The 18,122-nt window shown below is 69.8% G+C and carries 17 protein-coding genes; 8 read left to right on the forward strand and 9 right to left on the reverse strand.

Annotated features, from left to right (window positions below; translation table 11 throughout):
• Nucleotides 1–32: 32 nt before the first annotated feature.
• A complete protein-coding gene (locus tag D0D37_RS04140) occupies nt 33–869 on the reverse strand; it encodes an alpha/beta hydrolase (protein ID WP_116199147.1) in 837 nt (278 codons plus the stop codon).
• A gap of 145 nt (nt 870–1,014) precedes the next feature.
• Here D0D37_RS04140 and D0D37_RS04145 point away from each other — a divergent pair, with 145 nt between their 5' ends.
• Genes D0D37_RS04145 through D0D37_RS04165 form a run of 5 tightly spaced genes read left to right on the forward strand, consistent with a single transcriptional unit; the run spans nt 1,015 to nt 5,132 of the window.
• On the forward strand, nt 1,015–2,472 hold the full coding sequence (locus tag D0D37_RS04145) for a 2-hydroxymuconic semialdehyde dehydrogenase (protein ID WP_116199148.1): 1,458 nt from the start codon (nt 1,015–1,017) through the stop codon (nt 2,470–2,472).
• Nucleotides 2,469–3,200, forward strand: coding sequence for a 2-keto-4-pentenoate hydratase (locus D0D37_RS04150; protein ID WP_116199149.1), 732 nt, complete (start codon nt 2,469–2,471; stop codon nt 3,198–3,200). The genes D0D37_RS04145 and D0D37_RS04150 overlap by 4 nt, the downstream gene beginning before the upstream one ends.
• 2 nt (nt 3,201–3,202) lie before the next feature.
• Complete coding sequence (locus tag D0D37_RS04155) at nt 3,203–3,628, forward strand: RidA family protein (protein WP_244223372.1); 426 nt, start codon at nt 3,203–3,205, stop codon at nt 3,626–3,628.
• Nucleotides 3,625–4,149, forward strand: coding sequence for a 3-hydroxyanthranilate 3,4-dioxygenase (locus tag D0D37_RS04160; RefSeq protein ID WP_116199151.1), 525 nt, complete (start codon nt 3,625–3,627; stop codon nt 4,147–4,149). The genes D0D37_RS04155 and D0D37_RS04160 overlap by 4 nt, the downstream gene beginning before the upstream one ends.
• A gap of 2 nt (nt 4,150–4,151) precedes the next feature.
• On the forward strand, nt 4,152–5,132 hold the full coding sequence (locus D0D37_RS04165; protein WP_116199152.1) for an amidohydrolase family protein: 981 nt from the start codon (nt 4,152–4,154) through the stop codon (nt 5,130–5,132).
• 39 nt (nt 5,133–5,171) lie between these two features.
• On the opposite strand, the gene D0D37_RS04170 is transcribed toward D0D37_RS04165, so the two are convergent.
• A complete protein-coding gene (locus D0D37_RS04170; protein ID WP_116199153.1) occupies nt 5,172–6,503 on the reverse strand; it encodes an NtaA/DmoA family FMN-dependent monooxygenase in 1,332 nt (443 codons plus the stop codon).
• Nucleotides 6,504–6,520: 17 nt separating this feature from the next.
• A complete protein-coding gene (locus tag D0D37_RS04175; RefSeq protein ID WP_116199154.1) occupies nt 6,521–7,636 on the reverse strand; it encodes an LLM class flavin-dependent oxidoreductase in 1,116 nt (371 codons plus the stop codon).
• Between the two features lie 142 nt (nt 7,637–7,778).
• On the opposite strand from D0D37_RS04175, the gene D0D37_RS04180 reads away from it, so the two are divergent.
• Nucleotides 7,779–8,639, forward strand: coding sequence for an aminoglycoside phosphotransferase family protein (locus D0D37_RS04180; RefSeq protein ID WP_208719794.1), 861 nt, complete (start codon nt 7,779–7,781; stop codon nt 8,637–8,639).
• A gap of 48 nt (nt 8,640–8,687) precedes the next feature.
• Here the strand turns inward: D0D37_RS04180 and D0D37_RS47765 are convergent, their stop codons facing one another.
• Nucleotides 8,688–9,467 (reverse strand): nitroreductase/quinone reductase family protein, encoded by a 780-nt coding sequence (locus D0D37_RS47765; protein WP_244223373.1) that lies wholly within the window; start codon nt 9,465–9,467, stop codon nt 8,688–8,690.
• Nucleotides 9,468–9,531: 64 nt separating this feature from the next.
• Entirely contained in the window at nt 9,532–10,554 is a 1,023-nt protein-coding gene (locus D0D37_RS04190) for an LLM class flavin-dependent oxidoreductase (protein ID WP_116199156.1), read from the reverse strand.
• Nucleotides 10,555–10,653: 99 nt separating this feature from the next.
• Here D0D37_RS04190 and D0D37_RS04195 point away from each other — a divergent pair, with 99 nt between their 5' ends.
• The gene (locus D0D37_RS04195; RefSeq protein ID WP_116199157.1) at nt 10,654–11,628 is read left to right on the forward strand and encodes a quinone oxidoreductase family protein; all 975 of its coding nucleotides are present in this window, start codon (nt 10,654–10,656) and stop codon (nt 11,626–11,628) included.
• Nucleotides 11,629–11,630: 2 nt separating this feature from the next.
• Here D0D37_RS04195 and D0D37_RS04200 read toward each other — a convergent pair whose 3' ends face one another.
• Genes D0D37_RS04200 through D0D37_RS04215 form a run of 4 tightly spaced genes read right to left on the reverse strand, consistent with a single transcriptional unit; the run spans nt 11,631 to nt 16,568 of the window.
• A complete protein-coding gene (locus D0D37_RS04200) occupies nt 11,631–13,214 on the reverse strand; it encodes a dipeptide ABC transporter ATP-binding protein (protein ID WP_116199158.1) in 1,584 nt (527 codons plus the stop codon).
• Between the two features lie 3 nt (nt 13,215–13,217).
• Nucleotides 13,218–14,042 (reverse strand): ABC transporter permease, encoded by an 825-nt coding sequence (locus tag D0D37_RS04205; protein WP_116199159.1) that lies wholly within the window; start codon nt 14,040–14,042, stop codon nt 13,218–13,220.
• Nucleotides 14,035–14,994, reverse strand: coding sequence for an ABC transporter permease (locus tag D0D37_RS04210; protein WP_116199160.1), 960 nt, complete (start codon nt 14,992–14,994; stop codon nt 14,035–14,037). Before D0D37_RS04210 ends, D0D37_RS04205 begins: the two co-directional genes overlap by 8 nt.
• Entirely contained in the window at nt 14,991–16,568 is a 1,578-nt protein-coding gene (locus tag D0D37_RS04215) for an ABC transporter substrate-binding protein (RefSeq protein ID WP_116199191.1), read from the reverse strand. The genes D0D37_RS04210 and D0D37_RS04215 overlap by 4 nt, the downstream gene beginning before the upstream one ends.
• Before the next feature lie 325 nt (nt 16,569–16,893).
• Between D0D37_RS04215 and D0D37_RS04220 the strand changes: the two genes are divergently transcribed.
• Complete coding sequence (locus D0D37_RS04220) at nt 16,894–18,114, forward strand: MFS transporter (protein WP_116199161.1); 1,221 nt, start codon at nt 16,894–16,896, stop codon at nt 18,112–18,114.
• The last annotated feature ends 8 nt before the right edge of the window (nt 18,115–18,122 follow it).

The following is an 18,122-nucleotide window of genomic DNA, read 5'->3' on the forward strand; positions in this document are numbered from 1 at the left end:
GGCGACAGTACTGGCCGGACCCGGTTCCAGCGTCATGGGCGGACGAGCCGGATCAGGGCGCGGCTGAGCGCGGAGCCGGGGTCGGCCAGGTCGAGGAAGACGTCGAAGTGGTTCCGGCCGGGCACGACGGTCCAAGTGCTGGGGACGGGCCAGTGTGCGTGGAAAGCCTTGCTCTGCCGGTGGAATCCGGCGGCTTCGTGTTCGGCGACCGCGACGTGCAGGGGTGCGGTGCCTGGCGGGGCCAAGAGGGGGCTGAGGGCTTCCGCGCGGGTCGGGTCGAGGGTCAGCCACGCGTTGGCGAACGAGTCGACGAGCGGGCGGAGGTCGAAGAGGCCGCTGATCGTCATCGCGCCTTTGACGACGTCCTCGGGCAGTCCGGCTGCGCGTTGCCATCCGCTGACGACGGTCATCGCGGTCAGGTGTCCTCCGGCTGAGCTGCCGACGACGTGGATGCGGTGCGGGTCGAGGCCGTGTTCGGCGCCGTGGCGGTACACCCAGGTGACGGCGGCGCGGACCTGGCGCACGATCTCTTCCAGGGGAGCGGCGGGAGCGAGGGTGTAGTCGGGCACGACGGTGGCGATTCCGGCGTCGGACAGAACCCTGGCCAGGAACGCGGTGTCGTGGCGCGAGAGCATTCGCCAGTACCCGCCGTGGACGGCGAGGACGACGGGGCGCAACTGTCCTGGCGAGGTGCCCCAGACGTCCAGCCGTTCGTCGCTGAGCGGGTCGAAAGCCAGGTCAGTTTCGCCGTCCAGACCGGCGGTGGCGGATTCGGAGGCGGAGCGATAGCGGGCCATCACGGCGTCGAACTCGGTCTCGGTCACCGTGGCCTGCGCGCTGTAGTCGCGATCGACGTTCGGATGGCTCACGGGATCCATCCTTCGCCGCCGCCGTCATGCCTGGCCAATGCTCATTTCGGCGAAAACTATGCCGAGACAGGCATGCCCAAACAGCTATGGCAGCGGCGGCAAAGAGCATTGGCCAGGCATTCCTGGCGTCCCTACGGTCAGTTTCATGGCTGCGGAACTCCACAACGTCGTCGGCGGGACCCGGGTCGCCGGGCGGCGCACTTTCGAGAAGTTCGACCCGGTTGACGGGTCGCTCGTCGCGCACGTCCACGAGGCCGGACCGGATGTGGTCGACGCTGCGGTCGCCGCGGCGCGCGCCGCGCTGGACGGGCCGTGGGGGCGTGCGTCGGTGGCTGAGCGCACCGCCTTGCTGCGCCGGATCGCGGACCGGATCGAGGAGCGGTGCGAGGATTTCGTCGCCGCCGAGGTTCGCGACACTGGCAAACCGGAGCACCTGGCTCGCGACCTGGACGTCGCGCGGGCGGCGACGAACTTCCGGTCTTTCGCCGACACGGTCGCGGCGGCCGGTCTCGACTCCTTCCTGACCGACCTGCCGAACGGCCGGAAGGCGCTGAACTACGCGGTGCCCAAGCCGCTCGGCGTGGTCGCGGTGATCGTGCCGTGGAACCTGCCGCTGCTGCTGTTGACCTGGAAGGTCGCGCCCGCGCTCGCGTGTGGCAACGCGGTGGTGGTCAAGCCGTCCGAGGAGACACCGTCGACCGCCACCTTGCTCGCCGAGGTGATCGCGGAAGCGGGCGCGCCGGCCGGAGTGTATAACGTCGTTCACGGCTTCGGGCCTGATTCCGCCGGCGAGTACCTCACCACGCACCGCGGCATCGATGGCGTGACGTTCACCGGCGAATCCCGGACCGGCTCGGCGATCATGCGCGCGGTCGCTCCGTCGGTCCGGCCGGTTTCCTTTGAACTGGGCGGAAAGAACGCGGCGGTGGTGTTCGCGGATTGCGATCTCGAGAAGACTCTCGACGGCCTCGCCCGGTCGGTTTTCCTGAACACCGGGCAGGTGTGCCTGTGCACGGAGCGGGTTTACGTCGAGCGGTCCGTCTTCGACGCGGTCGCGAATGGGCTCGCCGAACGGGCAAAGGCGTTGCGCCTGGGGCGTCCGGACGATCCCGGCACCACGACCGGTCCGTTGATCTCCCGGCAGCACCGGAAGAAAGTCCAGTCCTATTTGGACCTTGCGGTCGCCGAGGGAGCGACGGTGCTGACCGGCGGCTCGGTTCCGGAACTCGGGCCGGACCTCGCGGGCGGTTCCTGGATCGAGCCGACCTTGTGGACCGGGCTGGACAACTCGGCGCGGGTCGTGCGCGAGGAGGTCTTCGGGCCGGTCGCGGCGCTGATCCCGTTCGACACCGAGGAAGAAGCCGTCCGGCTGGCGAACGACACCGACTACGGGCTCGCCACGGCCGTCTGGACCACCGATCTCGAGCGAGGACACCGCGTCGCGCAGCAGATGCGGGTCGGGATGGCCTGGGTCAACACCTGGTACCTGCGCGATCTCCGCTCGCCGTTCGGCGGTGTCGGCCTTTCCGGCATCGGCCGGGAGGGCGGCCTGCACTCGATGCACTTCTACACCCAGCCGACGAATGTGTGCGTGCAGCTATGACCATCGAAGAACGTGCGGCGCTGCTCGACCGGGCGACCGCCACCGGACAGGCGATTCCGCAGCTCACCAGCGACGAACCGATGAGCCTGGCGGCGGCGTACGCCGTACAGCACGCGGGAATCGCGTTGCGCGAAGGGCGCGGCGAGAAGCTGGCGGGGGTCAAACTGGGCTTCACGAGCAAGGCGAAGGCCGAGCAGATGGGCGTCTCCGACGTCATCATCGGCTCGCTGACCGACCGGATGCGGATCGAGAACGGCGGGACGTTCGACGTCAGCCGCGGCGTCCATCCGCGGGTCGAGCCCGAGGTCGCCTTCCGGCTCGGTCCGGACGCCGAGCTGGTCGCTGTCGCGCCCGCGCTGGAGATCATCGACAGCCGGTACCGCGACTTCCGGTTCAGCCTGGCCGACGTCGTCGCCGACAACACCTCGGCGTCGGCCTTCGTACTCGGGCCGTGGACGCCCATCGGCGAGGTGGACGCGCTGGCGGTTGACCTGCTCTTCGACGGCGAGACTGTCGCGAGCGGCTCGACCGCCGACATCCTCGGCGACCCGCTGCGGGCACTCCCGGCGGCGCAGCGGATGGCCGCCGCGTACGGGCACCGGCTGCTCGGCGGGTCGGTGCTGCTGGCTGGCGCGGCGACCGCGGCGGTGGCGCTGAAAGCGGGAACGCACGTCGAAGCGCGGGTGGCCGGGCTCGGTTCGGTTTCCGTTCGGACGAAGGAGGGATGAGCGTGGCGCAAGCCCATGTCGTCGCCGGGAAGGCGACGCCGCGCGGGCGGTTCCCGCACGTCAAGGTGGTCGGAGACCTGGTGTTCGTCTCCGGCACCAGCAGCAGGCGGCCGGACAACACGTTCGCCGGAGCCGAGGCCGACGAGTTCGGTGTGACCACTTTGGACATCCGGGCGCAGACACGCGCGGTGCTCGAGAACATCCGCGACATCCTGGCCGCGGCCGGCGCTGGGCTCGAAGACCTCGCGCAGCTGACGGTGTTCCTGGTCAACATGAACGATTTCGGCGGGTACAACGAGGTCTACGGCGAGTTCTTCGACGAGACCGGTCCGGCGCGCACGACCGTCGCGGTGCACCAGCTGCCGCATCCGCATCTGCTCATCGAGATCCAGGCGATCGCCCGGATCCCCGGCAAGGAGGAACGATGACCGCCATCCCGCCCGTGTTCGATTTCGCCGCGTGGATCAAGGAACACGAGGACGAGCTGAAGCCGCCGGTCAACAACAAGCAGATGTGGGCCCCGATGGGCGATTTCATCGTGCAGGTCGTCGGCGGGCCGAACCAGCGCACCGACTACCACCTCGACCCGTACGAGGAATGGTTTTACCAGTACAAGGGCGACATGCACGTCAACCTCATGACCGACGACGGCCCGCGGCGGGTCGACATCCGCGAGGGCGAGATGTGGATGCTGCCGCGCAACGTGCACCATTCGCCGCAGCGTCCGCAGGAGGGTTCGATCGGGATCGTGATCGAGCGGATCCGGGAAGAAGGGACGCTCGAGAAGTTCGTCTGGTTCTGCTTGGAGTGCGACGCGAAGGTGCACGAGGTGGAGCTGCAGGTGCGGGACATCGTCGACGATCTGCCGCCGGTGTTCGAGCAGTTCTACGCGTCCGAGGAAGCCCGGACCTGCGGGGCCTGCGGGACGCTGCACCCGGGGAAGGGCTGAGCGTGCGCGCGATCGACGTCCACAGCCATTTCGTCCCGCACGGCTGGCCCGACCTCGGCGAGGGAATGCCGTGGCTGCGCGCGGAAACCGAACGCGAGGCCATGATCATGGTCGGGTCGGAGGAGTTCCGCCGGATCCGGTCCGACTGCTGGGACGCGTCCGTGCGCCTGAGCGACATGGACGCGGACGGCATCGAGGCGCAGGTCGTGTCGCCGACGCCGGTGTTCTTCGGCTACGAAACCAGCCCGGGGCAGGGGGAGAAGATCGCGCGGGTCTTCAACGATCTCGCGCTGGAGATCTGCGCGCCCGCGCCGGACCGGCTGATCCCGTTCTGCCAGGTTCCGTTGCAGGACACCGACGCCGCCTGCCGCGAACTGGACCGCGCGGTCGCGGCCGGGCATCGGGGCGTGGAGATCGGCAACCACGTCGGCGACCGCGACCTCGACGACGCGGGCGTGGTGACGTTCCTGCAGCACGCGGCGTCGCTGGGCGTGCCGGTGTTCGTGCACCCGTGGGACATGCCGCTCGCGCCGCGGCTGGACCGCTGGATGGCGCGGTGGCTGACCGGGATGCCCGCGGAGACGCACCTGTCGATCATCGCGATGATCCTCGGCGGGGTGTTCGATCGGGTGCCGTCGAGCTTGCGGATCTGTTTTGCCCACGGCGGCGGGTCGTTCGCGTTTTGGCTGGGGCGGTTGGAGAACGCTTGGCATCAGCGGGCGGACATCATCGCCACGTCGGAGCTGCCGCCGTCGGAGTATGTGGGGCGGTTCAGTGTCGATTCGGTCGTGTTTACCGATGCGGCGCTGCGGAATCTGGTCGACACGCTGGGGGCCGGGCAGGTGATGGTGGGGAGTGATTACCCGTATCCGCTGGGGGAGCGTCCGGCTGGCGGGGTGGTTCGGCGGGCGGAGTTCCTGGACGAGGCCTCGCGGGAGCTGCTGCTGCGAGGGAACGCGGCGCGGTTCCTTGGTGGTCCGTGAGGGGAACCCTGAGGGAATCAGAGTCCGTGAAGGTTCCCCTCACGGACTTGAAGACAACCCAAGGTGGTCCCGCAGGGTAGGCCCGCTGTAGTCCTCCCGGAAAACCCCTCGTTCCTGCAGCCTCGGCACCACCTGGTCGGCGAACTCGTCCAGCCCGCCCGGCGTCACGTGCGGGACCAGGATGAACCCGTCCGACGCATCCGCCTGCACGAGTTCGTTCATGGCGGACGCGACAGTCTCGGCGGAGCCGATGAAGTTCTGCCGTCCGGTGACCTCGATGATCAGCTCCCGGCTCGACAAGTGCTTCGCCTCGGCCAGTTGACGCCACTCATGAGCAGTCGCGATCGGGTCGCGGTGCATGCGGACGCTCGCTCGGCCCTTCGAGATCAGGTCGCCGACCGCCGGGTCGAAGGACGGGAGCGGGCCGTTCGGGTCGTGGTCGCTGAGGTCGGTGTTCCAGAGCTGTTCGAGGAACTTGATCGCGGTCTGTTCGCTGACCTGCTGCAACCGGACCTCGTGGGCGAGTTCGTGCGCTTCGGCGTCGGTGTCGCCCAGGACGAAGGTGGCGGCGGGCAGGATGACCAGCTCGTGCGGGGCGCGGCCGTATTTCGCCAGGCGGCCCTTCACGTCCTGGTAGAACGCTTGGCCTGCTTCGAGCGTGCCGTGGCGGGTGAAGATGGCGTCGGCGGTCGCGGCGGCGAATTCGCGGCCTTCTTCGGAGTCTCCGGCTTGGATGGTGACCGGGCGGCCTTGCGGGCTGCGCGGGACCGGGAAACGGCCGGAGATGGCGAAGTGGTCGTCGTGGTGGGCGAAGGCGCCACCGTCGGCCAGGAAGCGGCCGGATTCCTTGTCCGCCAGGAGTTCGCCGCCGCGCCAGGAGTCGAAGAGTTCCCACGCGGTGCGCAGGAAGGTCTCGGCTCGGGAGTAACGCTGGTCTTGCGGCAGGAAGCCGCCGCGGCGGAAGTTTTCGCCGGTGAACGCGTCCCAGGACGTGACGACGTTCCAGGCGGCCCGGCCGGCGGAAAGGTGGTCCAGGGAGGCGAACTGGCGGGCCACCTCGAACGGTTCGTTGAAGGTGGAGTTGATGGTCCCGGCCAGGCCGAGGCGGTCGGTGACGGCGGCCAGCGCGGAGAGGACGGCGAAGGTGTCGGGACGGCCGACGACGTCCAGGTCGTAGATTTCGCCGTTCTGTTCCCGCAGCCGCAGTCCTTCGGCGAGGAAGAAGAAGTCGAACTTCGCGCGTTCGGCGGTCTGGGCCAGCTTGACGAACGAGCTGAACTCGATGTGGCTGCCCGCTTCGGGATCGCTCCACACGGTGGTGTTATTGACCCCGGGGAAGTGCGCGGCGAGGTGAATTTGCTTGGCAGTCATGGAAAATCTCCCGGGACTCAGGCGGCGTAGCGGTTGGCCGGGCGCGGCAGGCCGAGCAGCCCGCGCAGGGTCGAGGCCTCGTATCCGGTGCGGAACGCGCCCCGGTCGCGCAGTTCGGGGACCAAGGCGCGGGTGATGGCGGTCAGGTCGTGCGGCAGGGCGCCAGGACGGAGCCGGAAGCCGGTCAGACCGGCGGCGTGCCAGTCGAGCAGCAGGTCGGCGAGACCCGCGGGAGTGCCGGTGAAGACGTGGGCGTCCGAGGTGAACTCGGCGCGGTCGTCCAGCCGGGCTTTGCGGTCGGCCGCGGCTTGCTCGGTTTCGTCGAGGAAGACCACGAGGTCGGCAAAAACCTGAAGGGGGACACCGATTTCTTCGATGATCGACGCCGCGTGCGAGCGGTCGCTCGGGGTTACGTACACGACGTCGGCCTGGCGGGCGGCGAGGCGGTAGGCGTCGGGGCCGTGCGCGAGCGCGGCGACGATCGGCTGGCCCTGCGGCGGACGCGGCGTGATGGACGGGCCTTTGACGGAGAACCAGCGGCCCTCGAAATCGATGTAGTGCAGTTTGTCCCGGTCGATGAACCGGCCGGTCGCGACGTCGCGGATCTCCGCGTCGTCCTCCCAGCTGTCCCACAACCGGCGCAGCACCTCGACGTAATCGGCGGCTTCCTCGAACAGGTCCGCGACGTCGGGCGGCGTGCGGCGGCCGAAGTGCTGGAACTCTTCCGGACTCCCGGAAACCTGCACGCGCACCCCGGCGCGGCCGGTGCTGACGTAATCGAGCGTCGCGATCGCCTTCGACAGGTGGAACGGCTCCGTGTGGGTGACGACAGCGGTCGGGATCAGGCCGATGTTCGACGTCAGCGGCGCGATCCGCGAGGCGAGCAGCACTGCGTCGAGCCGGGTTTGCGCGCGGTCGGCGCGGGCGGTGGGCGCGGCGGGGTCGCGCAGGGAGAGGAAGTCCTCGAAGGTGACGAAGTCCAGGTGTGCCGCTTCGGCTTCCTGGACCAGCTCGGTCCAGTACCCGGCGGTGAGCAGGTCGGCCGGGCGGGCGTCCGGTTCGCGCCACGCGGCCGGATGCCAGCCGGCGCCTTCCAGCGCGACGGCGAGCCGTGGTCCGGTGAGCCCTGTCATGCTGCGTCCTTTCCCCGTGGATGCCAGCAGTGTGGCGCGCGATCCGGGACGAGGGCGACGGTAACCAGCGTCTGGGACAGTCGGCGGGAGCGGGAATAAACCGGTTGCTTGCCGTCACGCTCGGGCGGTTTGCTCGATGCTGATGAATCGGATGCATACCGGCGAAGCGGAAATCGACGACGACCTGGTCCGTCGCCTCGTCTCGGCCCAGTTTCCGCGGTGGGCCGGGCTGGCGGTCTCGCGGGTCGACTCGTCGGGGACGGAAAACGCGATGTTCCGGCTCGGCGACGAGCTGGTGGCTCGGCTGCCGCGGCTGGAGCGCGGGGCCGCCGAGATCGGCCATGAGCAGCGTTGGCTGCGGTGGCTCGCGCCTCGGCTGCCGGTCGCGGTGCCGGAGGTCCTCGGCGAAGGACGGCCGGGCGAGGGCTTCGAATGGGACTGGTCGGTGCTGCGCTGGCTGCCCGGCGACAACCCGGATTTCGGTGACGCTCAGGTGGCGCGGGATCTGGGCGGGTTCGTGAAAGCGTTGCGCGGCCTGGACATTTCCGGTGCGCCGGAGATCAGCCGGGGTCGTCCGCTGCGCACTCGTGACGCGCCGACCCGGGAGGCGATCGCTCAGCTCGGCGGAGATCCGGCGTATGTCGCGGCCTGGGAGAAGGCGCTCGCGGCACCGGCGTGGGCCGGGGAGCCGGTGTGGCTGCACGCGGATCTGTCGCCGGGGAATGTGCTGGTCGACGGCGGCGGGCTGAGCGCGGTGCTGGACTTCGCGGGGGTGGGGACCGGCGATCCGGCGGTGGACGTGATCCCGGCGTGGAACACCTTCGCGGCGGCTGAGCGGGCGGTATTCCGCGAGGCGGCGGAGGTCGATGACGCGACGTGGGAGCGCGGCCGGGGCAGGGCGTTGTCCATCGCGCTGATTCAGCTGCCGTATTACCGGGAGACCAATCCGGTGCTGGCGGCGAATGCGCGGCGCACGATCGAGGCTGTGTTGTCCGGCTCGTGAGTGTTTATCCCGGTTAGAACCGGGATTGCCGCTCACGAGGCCCCAGCGCTAGCCGAGGTCGATCCGGATCGTCAGCAGGTCGGTGCCGAACGCCTGGACCGCGGTGCTGTTCAAGCGGGGCAACGACTTCAGCCGCGCCCGGGCGTCGTCCTCCGGGAGCAGGTGCGCGACCCCGCGCAGCCAGCGGCCGTGCAGGCGCAGCCGGACGTGCGGGTCGGCCTGGATGTTGCGCACGTACTGCGACCGCTCGCCGAATTCGGACACCAGCCAGAACTCCTGGCCGACCCGGCGTCCGCCGATCGGGGTCTGGCGGGGGAGACCCGAAGTGCGGCCGGTGGTTTCGAGCAGGGTCTGTCCGGGGAGCCGCGACAGGACGGGGTTGCCCAGCCGTCGCTGGAACGTCGTGACGAGCTGGTGCTGGAGATCGCCGGGCCGCGAGGCGCCGGCGGCGTGCCGCAAGCGGGCCGGGATGACGAGTTCGTGGATCGGCACCGCCATGGCCCACAGCTGGCGGGCTGGGAACCGGTGGTAGCTGACTTCGGTGGTCCAGTACACCCGGTGCTCGTCGAGGTGCACGATGTTGCGCGTCCTCAACAGCGGCGACGGCGCTTCGAGCACGACCCGGTCCGGCGTGGCCGAAGCGATCGTCCAGCCAAGAACGCGGTCCGGGGACAGGCGGGTGGTCAGGCCGAGGCCGAGCCACCCGGTGCGCAGGAAAGTTCGCATCGGCGGCGGAGCTTCTTCCCAGACCGCGCGGGCCCACTGCAGTGCGTCGCGCTGGTCTCCGGCAGGACGGGCAATGTCCACTGTGGACGTGAAATCCGGCACCCTGCCACGCTAGCACTGCTGAGGACTCGTGAGTGTTTATCCCGGTTCTAACCGGGATAAACACTCACGACGCCGGTTTCCAGCCCAGCTCCGGGCCCAGCCGGGTGGCCAGGTCGGTGAGGATCTGCACGTAGTCCTCGTGCTCGAAGGTGAACGGGAGTGCGAACGCGACTTCGTCGATTTCGCGGAAGGCGGCGTGCTGGTACAGCTGCTCGGCGATTTCCGCGGAAGTGCCGACGTAATCGCGCGAGAACAGCAGACCGCCCGGGCCCTGTGGGGTTTTCGTGCGCGGCAGGCGTTTTGCCGCGTAATCCTCGTACTTCGCGCGCTGCTCCGCGGTCGCGCTGTCGGTCGGAATCACCACCAGACCTTGCGAAACCCGGGCCCGCGCCCCGTCCGGATGGTTCGACCGGAACGCCCGCACGTGCGAGAGCTGGATCTTCTCGAAGTCCGTCGAGCCCTCCTCGGCGCGGACGACGCTGCTGGTCAGGTAGTTCATCCCGGCTTGTCCGGTCCAGATCGCCGACCGGGTGCTCGCGCCGCCGTACCAGAGACGGCCAGCGAGGCCGGGCGAATGCGGCTGCACGCTGTCGGAGAACGACTCGATGCCCTCGACGCCGCTGAACGTCGAAGCGGGCTCGCCGCGGACCAGCGACAACAGCCGTGAGACCCGGTCGTAGCCGAAATCCTCGCGGTCGCCGGTGTCCGGGTACAGCGAGCCCCGAACGTCCTCGTAGTGCATTGGCGGGCTGACGCTGACGCCTGGGTTGAGCCGTCCGCCGGACAGCACGTCGACGGTCGCCAGGTCTTCGGCGAGCCGCAGCGGGTTTTCCCAGCCGAGCGGGATCACCGCGGTGCCCAGTTCGATCCGGCTGGTGCGTTGGGTGGCCGCGGCGAGCACCGCGACCGGCGACGAGATGCCGTACTGCAGGTGCCGGTGGCGCACCCAGGCGCTGTCGAACCCGAGTTGCTCGCCGAGTTCGAGCACGCGCAGCGTGGATTCGTGGCCGGGGCGCGGGTCGTCGCCGTCGAACAGGCCGATCGTCAGGAAACCCAGTTTGCGCAGCGGTCGCGTTTCGCTCGGCACGGCGAGTCCTTCCTCGGGTGAACTAAGCTGGAATAACCGCAGTCTGGCCCGGGTTGTTCCGGCTCGCTGACACACGCAGAACACTGGGGAGTACGCACGATGCGCGCTTTGTCCATCACTCGCTACGGCGGTCCCGAGGTGCTCGAAGAGATCGAGGCGCCCGATCCGGTTCCGGGGCCGGGCGAAGTGACCATCACGGTCTCGCACGCGTCCGTCGGGCTGATCGACGCGCTGATCCGCCGCGGCACGCTCGCGGAGTACGACTACGCGCCGAAGCCGCCGCTCGTGCCGGGACTCGAGGTCGCGGGCACGATCCGCGCGGCCGGTCCGGACAGCGGCTTCTCGGTCGGGGACGAGGTCGTCACGCTCACGCTGCCCAGCATGGGCGGATACGCCGACGTCAAACTCGCGCCCGCCGCTCTCGTCGTGCCGCTGGCCGGTACCGGAGTGGAGCGCGCGCAGGCGGTCGCTGGCCTGGCGAACACGGTGACGGCCTACCTGTCGCTCACCGAGGCCGTGCGGCTGCCGAAGGACGCGCGCGTGCTCGTGCACGGTGCGCTCGGCGGCCTCGCCTCGGTGTATCCCGAGGTGGCGCGGCTGCTCGGCGCGCGCGAGGTCGTCGGCACGGTCCGGCGGCCCGAGCAGGTCGAGGCGGCGAAGCAACTCGGCTTCGACCGCGTCGTGCTGTCCGGGGACCTCGGCGAACTGCGCGAGGAGCGGTTCGAAATCATCGTCGACCCGGTGGGCGGCGACCTGCGGATCGCATCGCTGGACCTGCTCGCGCCGATGGGCCGGATGCTCGTCGTCGGCAGCGCGGGCAGCAAGACCGCGCCGCTGGTGGACTCGAACGCCGTGTGGGGCAAGAACATCGGCGTGATCGGCTTCAACGTGGGCGGCTTCCTGTCCGCCGACACTGCGCCCGCTCGCCCCGCCGCGGAGGCCGTGCTCCCGCTGTACACCGACGGCCGGATCCGGCTTCCGGTCACCGTCCTGCCGATGGCGGAGGCGTGCGAGGCGCACCGCCGGATGGACGCGGGCGAGGCTGTCGGACGGCTGGTGCTCGCCAACTCCTGACCTCACGCGCGCACCTGCTCGCCGCCGGGGATCGCGGCCAGCAGGTCGCGGGTGTACTGCTCGCGCGGCCGCAGCAGGACGTCGTCGGCCGGGCCCAGTTCGAGCAGTTTGCCCTGGCGCATCACCCCGACCTGGTCGGCGATTTCCCGCACCACGGCCAGGTCGTGCGTGATGAACAGGTACGTCAGGCAGAGTTCGTCCTGCAGTTCTACGAGCAGGTTCAGGATCTGCGCCTGTACGGAAACGTCCAAAGCGGACACTGGCTCGTCCAGCACGACGAGATCCGGGCGGAGCGCCAGTGCGCGAGCGATCGCCGCGCGCTGGCGCTGGCCGCCGGACAGCTCGTGCGGTTTCCGGCGCAGCACCGACGACGGCAGCGCGACCTGGTCGGCCAGTTCGGCGACTCGTTCGGCCCGCCCGCCGACGCCGAACGCACGCAGCGGTTCGCCGATCACGTCGGTGATGGAGAAGCGAGGGTTCAGCGAGGCGTACGGGTTCTGGTAGACGAGCTGGAACCGGCGCCTGAGCCTGCGCAGTTCGGCGGGCGGGAGGCGGGTGACGTCCTGGCCGTCGAAGCTGACCGTGCCCGCGGTCGGGGTTTCCAGGCCGACCACCATGCGGGCCGTGGTCGTCTTGCCGGAGCCGGATTCGCCGACCAGCGCGAGGGTTCGGCCGCGGGTGAGCTGGAACGACACGTCGTCTACGGCTTGCACTGAACCAGCCCGGGACGAGGAGAAAGTCTTTGAGACGGAGTCGACCGCCAGCAGGACTTCCGGACCCTCGGCGCGGCGGGGCCGGAGCGGTTCGCGGCTCAGGCTCGGCGCGGCGGCGAGGAGCCGCTGCGTGTACTCCTGCGTCGGCGCGGCGAGGAGTTCCCGGGCCGGTCCTTCCTCGACCAGCCGTCCTTCGGACAGCACGGCGATCCGCGCGGCCCGGTCGGCGGCCACCCCGAGGTCGTGCGTGATGAGCAGGATCGCGGTGCCGTCGTCGGCGGCCAGCTCCGCCAGATGGTCGAGGATTTCCTTCTGCACGGTCACATCGAGCGCGCTGGTCGGCTCGTCGGCGATGATCAGCTGCGGCCTTCCGGCGAGCGCGATCGCGATCAGCACCCGTTGCCGGAGACCGCCGGACAACTCGTGCGGGTACTGCCGCGCGCGCAACTCCGGCCGGTCGACGCCAGCCCGTCGCAGCAGTTCTACGGCTTGGGCTGAGGCATCGCTGCGGGCAGCCAGGCGGTGGATCAGCAGCACCTCGGCCACTTGCTCGCCGATCCGCCGGACCGGGTTGAGCGAGACCGTCGGATCCTGCGGCACGAGGGCGATCCCGGTGCCGCGGACCTGTCGCCAGTCCTTTTCGGACAGTGTGGTCAGGTCGCGGCCGTCGAAGGTGATCTTTCCGCGGCGGACCAGCCCGCCGCGGGGCAGCAGCCCGATCGCGGCGTGCGCGGTGGTGCTCTTCCCGGAGCCGGACTCGCCGACCACCGCGACGATCTCGCCAGCTCCCACCCGCAGGCTCACGTCCCGCACGGCAGGCACCACGCCGCCCGAGGTGCGGTACGACACCGCCAGCTCGCTGATCTCCAGCACTTGTCAGCTCCGTTCGCTGTCGAGAGCCCGGGACACGCGGTTCGCGGCGAGCACGACGGCCGCGACGGTCAAGCCCGGAAACGTGGTCATCCACCAAGCGGTGGCCAGGAAATTGCGTCCGCCTGCCACAAGTGCGCCCCATTCCGGCGTCGGCGGGCTCGCGCCGAAGCCGAGGAAACTGAGCGCGGACACTTCGAGCACCGCGGTCCCGACCGTCACCGTGGCCAGCACCAAGACCGGCCCGAGCGCGTTGGGCAGCACGTGGCGGCCGAGCACCCCGGCCCAGCGCACGCCGGACGCCCGGGCGGCTTCGACGAACACGCCGGAACGCACCCGCAGCACCTCGGCGCGCATCAGGCGGGCGAACGCGGCGAGGTTCGCGACCCCGACGGCGATCGCGACGTTCGTGGTGCCGAACCCGAGCGCGGTCACGAGCGCTAGCGACAACAGGATCGCCGGAACCGCCTGGAGGACGTCGACGATCCGCATCACGACCGCGTCGAGCCAGCCGCCGCGGAACCCGGCGAGCAGCCCCAACGCGGATCCGGCGGCGAACGCGACGAGAACGGCGAGGACGGTCGCGCGCAGCGACAACCCGGCCCCGTGCACAACGCGGGCGAACACGTCGCGGCCGGTCTCGTCGGTGCCGAAGAGGTGTCCGAGGGAGGGGCCTTGGAGTCGTTCTGCGGGGACGCCGGTGATGGGGTCTTGGGTGGTGAGCAGGGTGGGTGCGAAGGCTGCGATCAGTACGGCGGCGAGGACGAGTGTGGAGAGGAGCAGGCCGGGTCGGCGTACGAGGAATGGTTGGGGCAGCACGGTTTCAGACATGTGCGGGGACCTCCTTGCGGACGGACACCCGCGGGTCGAGCAGCGGGTACACGAGGTCGACGACCAGGTTGAGCACCACGAAGAAGAACGCGGCGAGCACGATCACCGCCTGCACCACCGGCACGTCCTGCGCGGTCACGGCCGACGCGGTCACCCGGCCGAGGCCGTCGCGTGAGAAGACGGTTTCGGTCACCACCGAACCGGCCAGCAGGTTGCCCGCGACGACGCCCACGAGCGTGAGCGCGGGCAGTCCGGCGTTGCGCAGTGCGTGTCCGAAGTGGACTCGGCGACGGCTTGCGCCCTTCGCCCGAACGACCTCGATGTACGGCTCGGCGAGCTGAGTTTGCAGGCTCTTCGCCAACACCTGACCGATGATCGCGCCGGTCGGCAGGGAGAGCGTGACCGCCGGGAGGACCAGCGACGCGAAGCCGGTCGACCCGAGTGCTGGGAACAGCCGCAGCTGGAACGAGAACAGCTGGATCAGCAGGAGCCCGACCCAGAACGTCGGCAGCGAAGTGCCCAGCGGCGGCAGGGAAAGCAGCAGCTGGCTCACCCAGCGGGTCCGGGTGAACGTGCCGAGCACGGCGATCCCGCCGCCGAAGACGATCGCGAGCACCAACGCAAGGCCGGAGACGGCGAGCGTCGGCGGCAACGCGGCGAGGACCTGGTGCGTCGCGTCGTCGCCGGTGGCCACCGAGGTGCCGAAGTCGCCGTGCAGCGCGGCCAGGAGATGCTTGCCGTACTGCACGATTATCGGATCGTTGAGCCCGTACTCGGCGCGCAGGGCGGCGATCTGCTCCGGGGACGCGCTGGGACCGCCCTCGGCCGAGCCGAGTTTGGTCAGCACCGCGTCACCGGGCAGCAGGTAGAGGATGACGAACGACAGCGTGAACGCCGCCCACAGCACTACTACGGCTTGCAGGATGCGGCGAAGCAGCGGGAAGCCTTTCACGAGCCCGAAACCCAAGCGTCGAACAGCTGCAGCCGCGAGGAAGCCTCGAAGCCGACGTCATGCGCGTTCGTGCCGACGCCGAGCACCTGCGTCAGCTCGAACACCGGGATCGAGTAAGCCTGCTCCACAATGGTCCGCTGCGCTTTTTCGGCGGCGGGCTTGCGCTTCGCGGGATCGACGGTCGCCGATTGTTCGGTCAGCGACGCGTCGAGCGGGTTGTCCGCGGACAGCTTGCTCCGGTTGTTCGTCTTCGCGGAGAACTGCTGGCGCAGGATGTCCGGGTCGGCGCGCGTGACGTTGTACCAGAGGAAGTCGTAGTCGCCGGCCTGCTGCAGGCGGGTGACCTCGGAGTTGGTGTGCAGCTCGATCCTCAGGTCGAAGCCGATCTTGCGCAACTGCTGCTGAATCAGCTCCAGCACGCTCTGGTTCTGGTTGAACACCGGCGAGAACAGCACGGACGCGGTCAGCCGCTGCCCGTTCTTCGTCCGGATGCCGTCCGGGCCGGGGAGCCAGCCGTCGGACTGCAGCAGCGCTTGGGCGCCCGTCGGATCGTAGGCGAGTTCCTTCGACAGATCGGTGTACAGCGGTGTCGCCGAGCCGAGGATGCTCGTGGCGGGCTTGTAGTTCGGGGTGAGCACGGTGCTCGTGACCTCGGGCCGGTTGACGCCCTTCGACACGGCTTGGCGGACCTTCTGATCAGTAAGAACGCCGCGGGTCACGTTCGCGTGCAGGTTGAACACGATGCCCGGGTTCGGCCGGACCGGTTCGGTGAACCCGTTGCCGGAGAACTGCGGTTCGTCCACCGGCTGCACGTCGGTGATCGCGTCGAGCTGCCCGGACGTCAGGCTGCCGGACCGCACGCCCGGTTCCGGCACCACGCGGAAGTCGATCTTGTCGACGTACGCCTCGCCTTGGTGCCGCCACAACGGCGAACCCCAGCGGTAGCCGGTGCGCTTGCTGAGCACGATGTTCTGGTTCGGCTTGAGGCTGGTGAACACGAACGGGCCGGAGCCGATCAGGCCGGTGCCCTGGCAGCGCTGCTCGGCGGTGTGCCGGAACGCCGCCGGCGCGAGAACGCCGAGCGACATCGTGGAGCTGGCCTGCAGGAACTGCGCGCTGGGCTGGGAGAAGTCGAGCCGGACCGTCGCCGGGTCGACCACTGTCGCGCCGCGGTAGGCGGCCAGGTAGCTGGACCCGAGCAGGGCCTTCGCGCCGAGCGCCTTGAGGCCGTCGAAGCTGGTCTTCACCGCGGCGGCGTCCACGGGGGAGCCGTCGGAGAACGTCGCGCCGGAGCGGAGGTGGAAGGTGAAGCTCGTGGAATCGGGGCTGACCGTCCAGCGGTCGGCGAGCCAGGGCGTGATCGCGCCGGTTTTCGGGTCCTGGTCGGTGAGCGAATCGACCAGCTGACGGCCGACGTTCACTGACGCGTTCGTGCTGACCTGCTGCGGGTCGATGCAGTCCGGATTGGACGAGATGCCCAGCCGCAGCGTGCCACCCGGGCGCGGGGGACCGGCGTCCTGCGGGCTCGCCCCGCCCGCCGTGCCGCAGGCGGCGAGGAGCAGCGGAAGGGCCAGCGCGAAGGCGAAACGGGACCGCGCGCGGGCAGGACGGCGGGGTCGGGGCGGAGTGTGGCGGGGCACGGAGTTCCTCCAGCGGGGACGGATCGGATGCCTCCAGCTCAACCGTTCGCGGCGGTTCGCTAAAGCCCGTCCCAGCAGGTGAGCGGCTGTCCCGCGATCCGGCCGTCAGTGCGGATTCCAGTTGACGCGCAAGGGAAAGCGTGGCCCGCGCCCGCGTGATAACCGGCGAGGTTTTGTTCGGCGAGGAAGTCCGGAGAGCGGGACCACGCGGGGAGTGTGCTGCGGAAAACCAGTTGCGCGGTGCAGGACAATGACGGGCATGGCGGAGCGGGGCAGGGGTGGGGCGGCTTGGGTCCGCCTGCAAGCGGTGGCGGTGTCGGGTTCAACCTGTGAAGGGCTTTTGCTTGCGGCACTGCCCTTGTTGGCTGTCTCGATCACGACCGACCCGCGTGCGGTGTCCTTGGTGAACGTGGCCGGGCAAGCGCCGTGGCTCCTGCTTTCGCTGTTCGCCGGGGTGGTGATCGACCGGGTCCGGCGGACGACCGTGCTGGCTTACGCGTACGCGGTGCAGATCGTCGCCGCGCTTACGTTGGCGCTGCTCGGTTCCACCGGTTCGCTGAGCCTGCCCGCGCTGCTCGTGGTGGCCTTTGTGCTCACCACGGCGCAAGTGTTCGGCGACGGCGCGGCGGGTTCGGTGGTCCCCGAGGTGGTCGCGCCGGATCAGCTCGACATGGCCAACTCCCGGCTGCAGGTGATCGACCGCGGCATGGTCCAGTTCGTGGTGCCCCCGGCGACCGGGTTGCTGATCGGGCTCAGCGCGGGACTGCCCGCGTGGCTGGCGGCCGTCGCCGCCCTGGTCGCGCTGCTGCTCGCGCGCGGGATTCCGTCCGTGAAGCCGGTGCGCACGCCCGCGCATCCGCTCAAGGACGTGACGGCCGGGCTGCGCTACCTCGTCGGGACGCCGCTGCTTCGGGCGATCACGATCACGGTCGCGCTGGGGTCGTTCGCCGCGTCCGCGGGCAACTCGATGCTCGTCCTGTACGCCACGAAGGAACTGCACCTCGCGCCGTTCGGGTACGGGGTGCTGCTGGCGTGTCTGGCCGTCGGCTGGGTGGGGTCGTCGTTCTTCGTGGACCGGTTCGTGCGACGGTTCGGCTATTCGACGTCGATGCGCGTCGCGCAGGCGTGCGCGGTGCTGAGCCAGCTGCTGATCGCGATCGTCCCGCCGTGGCCGGCATTGGTCGGTGCGGTGCTGATCTTCCTCACCGGGACGACGTTGATCTGGAACGTGTGCTCGCAGTCGACCCGGCAGCGGTTCACGCCGTCGGAGCTGCTGGGGCGGGTGCTGACCAGCCATCGGGCGCTGGCCTGGGGTCTTACGCCGCTGGGCGCGCTCGCCGGCGGGTTTGTGGCGGTGCACTGGAGCTTGCGCGGGGTGTGGGTGATGGCTGCTGCCGTGCAGTTGCTGGGGACGTCGCTGGTGTGGCGGAAGCTGTCCCCCGCGGCGTTCCGGGACGCGGAGACCGTCATGGCTCGCTGAGGCCGTCA

Origin of the sequence: Amycolatopsis circi (assembly GCF_003385235.1) — a bacterium.
In the GTDB taxonomy this organism is placed as follows: domain Bacteria; phylum Actinomycetota; class Actinomycetes; order Mycobacteriales; family Pseudonocardiaceae; genus Amycolatopsis; species Amycolatopsis circi.

Excerpts from the sequence above, each read along its gene's own strand:
- D0D37_RS04160 (WP_116199151.1), top strand. The coding sequence starts at position 3,625 with ATGACCGCCATCCCGCCCGTGTTCGATTTCGCCGCGTGGATCAAGGAA.
- D0D37_RS04170 (WP_116199153.1), bottom strand. The coding sequence starts at position 6,503 with ATGACTGCCAAGCAAATTCACCTCGCCGCGCACTTCCCCGGGGTCAAT.
- D0D37_RS04175 (WP_116199154.1), bottom strand. The coding sequence starts at position 7,636 with ATGACAGGGCTCACCGGACCACGGCTCGCCGTCGCGCTGGAAGGCGCC.
- D0D37_RS04220 (WP_116199161.1), top strand. The coding sequence starts at position 16,894 with ATGGCGGAGCGGGGCAGGGGTGGGGCGGCTTGGGTCCGCCTGCAAGCG.
- D0D37_RS04180 (WP_208719794.1), top strand. The coding sequence starts at position 7,779 with ATGAATCGGATGCATACCGGCGAAGCGGAAATCGACGACGACCTGGTC.
- D0D37_RS04195 (WP_116199157.1), top strand. The coding sequence starts at position 10,654 with ATGCGCGCTTTGTCCATCACTCGCTACGGCGGTCCCGAGGTGCTCGAA.
- D0D37_RS04205 (WP_116199159.1), bottom strand. The coding sequence starts at position 14,042 with ATGTCTGAAACCGTGCTGCCCCAACCATTCCTCGTACGCCGACCCGGC.
- D0D37_RS04150 (WP_116199149.1), top strand. The coding sequence starts at position 2,469 with ATGACCATCGAAGAACGTGCGGCGCTGCTCGACCGGGCGACCGCCACC.
- D0D37_RS04145 (WP_116199148.1), top strand. The coding sequence starts at position 1,015 with ATGGCTGCGGAACTCCACAACGTCGTCGGCGGGACCCGGGTCGCCGGG.